At 68.6% G+C, this 4,847-nt stretch carries 3 protein-coding genes and 3 pseudogenes; 5 read left to right on the forward strand and 1 reads right to left on the reverse strand.

Translation table 11 applies throughout. From position 1 onward, the window contains the following. Positions 1 to 46 precede the first annotated feature (46 nt). The 3 genes and pseudogenes from SSNG_RS27965 to SSNG_RS40300 all read left to right on the forward strand — a co-directional run bounded on the left by SSNG_RS27965 (position 47) and on the right by SSNG_RS40300 (position 2,676). Positions 47 to 1,009 (forward strand): winged helix-turn-helix domain-containing protein, encoded by a 963-nt coding sequence (locus SSNG_RS27965; protein WP_042804214.1) that lies wholly within the window; start codon positions 47 to 49, stop codon positions 1,007 to 1,009. A 205-nt stretch (positions 1,010 to 1,214) separates the two neighbouring features. Next, positions 1,215 to 1,688, forward strand: a complete 474-nt coding sequence (locus SSNG_RS27970) for a hypothetical protein (protein ID WP_042802078.1) — start codon at positions 1,215 to 1,217, stop codon at positions 1,686 to 1,688. A 56-nt stretch (positions 1,689 to 1,744) separates the two neighbouring features. After that, positions 1,745 to 2,676, forward strand: a pseudogene (locus SSNG_RS40300) (IS5 family transposase). Positions 2,677 to 2,758: 82 nt separating this feature from the next. Here SSNG_RS40300 and tnpA read toward each other — a convergent pair. Continuing rightward, a pseudogene (gene tnpA / locus SSNG_RS27980) lies at positions 2,759 to 3,174 on the reverse strand (IS200/IS605 family transposase). Between the two features lie 26 nt (positions 3,175 to 3,200). Here tnpA and SSNG_RS27985 point away from each other — a divergent pair. Both SSNG_RS27985 and SSNG_RS27990 read left to right on the forward strand, forming a co-directional pair. Next, positions 3,201 to 4,355: an RNA-guided endonuclease TnpB family protein gene (locus SSNG_RS27985; RefSeq protein WP_007267295.1), complete on the forward strand. Its 1,155-nt coding sequence runs from the start codon at positions 3,201 to 3,203 to the stop codon at positions 4,353 to 4,355. Positions 4,356 to 4,549: 194 nt separating this feature from the next. Continuing rightward, positions 4,550 to 4,783, forward strand: a pseudogene (locus tag SSNG_RS27990) (short-chain dehydrogenase); the annotation flags it as partial. Positions 4,784 to 4,847 lie beyond the last annotated feature (64 nt).

The raw sequence follows: 4,847 nt of genomic DNA on the forward strand, positions 1-4,847 counted from the left end.
CCGGCAGGTCGGGGGAAGGACGGTACGCCCGTGGGGATGGTGGCGCATCGACACCGACGCGCTCGCGCGCAGCCGCTTCGTCGTGTCCCCCCTCGCCGAGACCACCGCCGCCCTCATGGCCCTGGAGCGCCGCGCCCCCGCCCACCCCGCCGAGCGGGCCTGGCTCGCGGACCGGCTCCCGCACTACCGCGCCCACCTGGCCGCCGACCCCGTCGCCGCCGCCCTGGTGCGGGCCGCCCTCGGCCGGCTGTGGATCGCCGGGTACCTGACCCCGCCGGCCCACCAGGACGGCCGCGCCTTCGCCGAGGAGCTCGCCACCGTGCGCGCCGCCCCGGACGCGGTGGTCCGTACCGACCTGCGCGCCGCCACCGGCCGGCTCCCCGAGGGCCTCGACCGGACGCGCGGCCTCGGCCCGAGGACGGCCGAACTGCTGGAGTGGGTCTGGGAGGAGGCCGTACGCCCCGACTGGGACCGGCGCCGCCGGATCGCGGAGGCGGACGTCCTGGTGCGCACCAGCCAGCTCGGCAGGGAGGGCTGGGCGGCCGCCCTGTCGGGGATGCGGCCGGGCATGGCCTGGCTGGGCGGCGGGCGGCTGCGGGTCAACCTCCAGCAGCGGCGGCCGCGCGAACTGTCGGGGGAGGCCGGGCTGGTCTTCGTACCGGTGACGCACGCCCACGGGTGGGTGGCCTGGACCGGTACGTACCGGCACGCGCTGGTGTACCCGTGCGCGGGCCAGCTCACCCAGCCGGGTCGCGGGCCGGCCGCGCCGCAGGCGCTCGTGCGGCTGCTGGGGCCGGTGCGGGCGCGGGTGCTGGTGCTGCTGGAGAGCCCGAAGTCGACGACGCAGCTGGTGGCGCTGACCGGGTACAGCCTGGGGGCGGTGGCAGGGCAGCTGAAGGTGCTGCTCGCGGCGGGGCTGATCCTGCGCCGGCGGGCGGGCCGCAGCGTGCTCTACAGCCGGGTCGCCGCCGGGGACGTACTGGTGTCGGCGGCGGGCGCCGCTGAGTAGGGTGGCCGTGACCATCCCGAGGAGGCTGCCATGACCGGCTGGAACGCCATCCGCATGCCCGACCAGAGCGGCCGTACCGCCGTCGTCATCGCCGCGCACCCCGGCTACCGGGACTAGGACCTGTCCGGTCGATCTTTGAGGCTATGGCGTTTGACACCCGTGTATCTCGTTGTCGAAGGTCTCGTCGAGTGAGGTAGAAGGAGGCATGGATACCGCCGTACTTGAACAGATGCTGGACGAGACCTTCGATCAGGCTGTTGTGCACCACGGATACACCAACTACATGCGCGACTACGAGGTCATCGTCTACGCGACGGCTGCTCCTCGTACCGGCATCACGCCGTCCCACCTGCGGTATCTCTTCCGGTACTGCGTTGAGGCCCGTTGTGAGACGTCGGTGTCGGCGGAGACCTGGCGGATCTCTTTGGACGACGGGCTCATCGACCACGAAACCGGTGTCGACCTTGATGGATACGTCTGGGGCGTGAAGTGGCACGACCTGTACCCGGGAGCCAAGCTTCTCCCTGAGTCGGAGGCGACCCGCCGCTGGTCAAAGGCCGTCGGGATCGACTTCCATGAGGTACGCATTGAGACCAACGCACACAACCTGACCTTGGTCTTCTCTGACCTTCAGGTGAGCGAGGTCCCGGTCGGATACACACCCTTCGTCACGGAGTAGGGATCAGGGTTCGTGTGCTCTTGTGACCGACATGTGGTCGGGTCGTTCCTCCCGTCATGGGGCGGGGTGATCTGAGTGATGCCGAGTGGGAACGGCTGCGGCCGTTCCTACCGGTCAGCAACAGGCGTTGTGGCCGGTGGCGGGATCACCGGCAGGTGATCGATGGGATTCTGCACCGGGTGCGGACCGGCGTTCAGTGGCGTGATCTGCCCGAACGCTTCGGGCCGTGGAAGACCGTCTACGAACGGCACCGGCTGTGGTCGGCTGACGGGACGTGGGAGCGTCTGCTGCAGCAGGTCCAGGCCGCGGCGGATGCGGCTGGTGAGATCGACTGGGACGTCTCGGTCGATTCCACCAGCGTGCGGGCGCATCAGCACGCGGCGGGTGCCCGCACTGACCCGCCGCCGGCCCCCGCCTCAAAGGGGGCCGAAGGGCTAGAACATCAGGACGAAACGCCGTGGCAGAGCCTGCACGCCCGCCTGGTGGAGGTGGTGCGGGAGGTGAGGGCCTGGGCCGCTCGCGCGGCGGGTTCACCACCAAGCTCCACCTGAGCGCGGACGGCCGCTGCCGCCCGCTGTCCCTGATCGTCACAGCAGGTCAGCGGGCGGACTGCACGCAGTTCAAACCGGTTCTGGAAAAGATCGGCGTCCCGAAGCTCGGGCCAGGCAGGCCGCGCAAGAAGCCGGACAGCGTTGCGGCCGACAAGGCATACAGCAACGGGCCGTGCCGCGACTATCTGCGGCAACGGAGCATCCGGCACACGATTCCCGAGAAGACCGACAGCCAGGCCGCCCGCCTGCGCAAAGGTTCACGCGGCGGACGTCCACCGGGTTTCGACGAAGAGCGGTACAAGAAGCGCAACACCGTTGAGCGGGCCATCAACCGGCTCAAGCAGCACCGGGCGGTGGCTACCCGCTACGACAAGCGCCGTTACGTCTACCTTGGCACCGCAACCGCCGCAGCCCTCACCATCTGGCTCCGCTCATGATCGGCCGGACAGGTCCTAATCGCAGTGCTCCCCCGTTTACGGGGGAGGTGAAGCGATTCTCAGCGCTACTCTGACCCGCAGGCTAGAGCGGGCGATTCTGCTGCTCGATGTACTGACGGACGATCGGCAACGGAGGCCCGCCGACCGACCCGGCGAAGTACGAGCCGGACCGCAGCCGTTGCGCTCGCCAGTAGTGCCGGACTAGCTCCGGGTACTCCTGGCGGAGCGTCGGGAGCTGACGCCCTTGAGGCTGTTGACCGGCTTGGAGACGGCGACCTTGGGCGGGAAGTTGACCAGCAGGTGTACGTGGTTGTTCTCGCCGTTGAACTCGACCAGCTCGGTTTCGAAGTCCTCGCAGACGGATCGCATGATCTCCTCCATGCGCGTCAGGTGGACGTCCTTGAAGACCTTGTGCCGGTACTTTGTCACGAAAACCAAGTGCGCGTGCATGACGAATGCACCGTGTCTGCCAGTGCGGATGTTCTGATACTCAGCCATAAACCAACGGCAGTAGGATCGTTGGTATGCAGCTCAGGTACTCCTTCCGCGTGTACCCGAATGCTCTTCAGCGCACAGCGTTGGCGAAGGCGTTCGGGTGTGCTCGGGTGGTCTGGAACGACGGGCTGCGTCTGCGTCAGGACGCCTACAAGAAGGGCGCCGAGTGGCCTAAGGCGGCGGAGCTGTCGAAGCGGTTCGTCACCGAGGCGAAGAAGACCGAGGAACGGGCCTGGCTGTCCGAGGTGTCGGCCGTGGTACTCCAGCAGTCCCTTCGGGACCTGGAGACCGCCTACTCCAACTTCTTCGCCTCGAAGAACGGCACCCGCAAGGGCCCGAAGATGGGGCCGCCGAAGTTCAAGAAGAAGACCAGCCGCCAGGCGATCCGCTTCACCGCCAATGCCCGGTTCTCCATCACCGCCGACCGCAAGCTCCGGCTGCCGAAGATCGGCGATGTGGAAGTCCGGTGGTCCCGTGAGCTTCCCTCCGCCCCGTCGTCCGTGACCGTGATCAAGGACGCCTCGGACAGGTACTTCGCCAGCTTCGTGGTGGAGGCCGAGGACAAGCCGCTGCCGGAACTGGACCTGGACGACACCGAGACCGGCATCGACCTGGGCCTGTCCACCTACGCGGTCCTGCGCGGCCGGAAGATCACCTCACCGAAGTTCTTCCGCCGCCAGGCCAAGAAACTCAAGCGGGCGCAGCGAAAGCTGTCCCGCTCCCGGAAAGGCTCGAACAACCGGAGCAAATCCAAACTCGCCGTAGCGAAGATCCACGCACGGATCGCCGACCAGCGACGCGACTTCATCGAGCAGGAAACCACCAGGATCACGCGCGAGAGCCAAGCCGTGTACCTGGAAGACCTGAACGTGAAGAGCATGGAAACCGCCAAGGGCAAGCGCGGCAAGTCCGTCCACGACCAGTCCCTCGGCATGTTCGCCCGCACCCTCGAAGCCAAATGCGCACGGTACGGACGGACCTTCGCCAAGGTCTCTCGCTGGTTTCCGAGCACGCAACTGTGCTCCGCCTGCGGGTCGATCGATGGACCGAAGGGACTGGAAGGGCTCAAGGTCCGGAACTGGGTGTGCTCCTGCGGAGCCGCCCACGACCGGGATGAGAACGCAGAACTTAACCTCCGCCGCGAAGGACGGCGTATCGTGGCCGAGGGACGCCCGGACACGTAAAACGCCTGTGGAGCCCACGTAAGACCTGGCAAGCCGGGCAGCGGGTGATGAAACAGGAACCACCTACGACCGTCACTCAACAGCGGCGGCCCGGTGGGAATCTCCCGCCTTTAGGCGGGATGAGCGTCAAGCCTCCACCAACCTCCACGCCGGTGCCGCCGCCCTGGAGGGCCGCGGCCCCGTCTCCCGCGCCCATGGCCCTCGGCAACGCCGTCCTCGCCCAGCCCGCCGCCTCGGGCGCCCTGCCCACCCTGTACGCGGCCACCGCGCCCGGTGTCGGGCAGGACGGCTTCTTCGGGCCGCGGCTCGGCTGGCGCGGGGCGCCCGTACGCTCCTGGCGGGCCGGCTGGACCCTCGACGACGCGGCGGGCGAGCGCCTGTGGGCCGCCTCCGAGAAGCTCACGGGCGTCACCTACCCGCCCCTGTGACCGGGCCGCCCGCACCCGCAGGCCCCTTCGCCCCCTCCGCCTGCCCCCGCACGCGCCCCCGGCC

Source organism: Streptomyces sp. C (assembly GCF_000158895.1).
GTDB lineage: Bacteria > Actinomycetota > Actinomycetes > Streptomycetales > Streptomycetaceae > Streptomyces > Streptomyces racemochromogenes.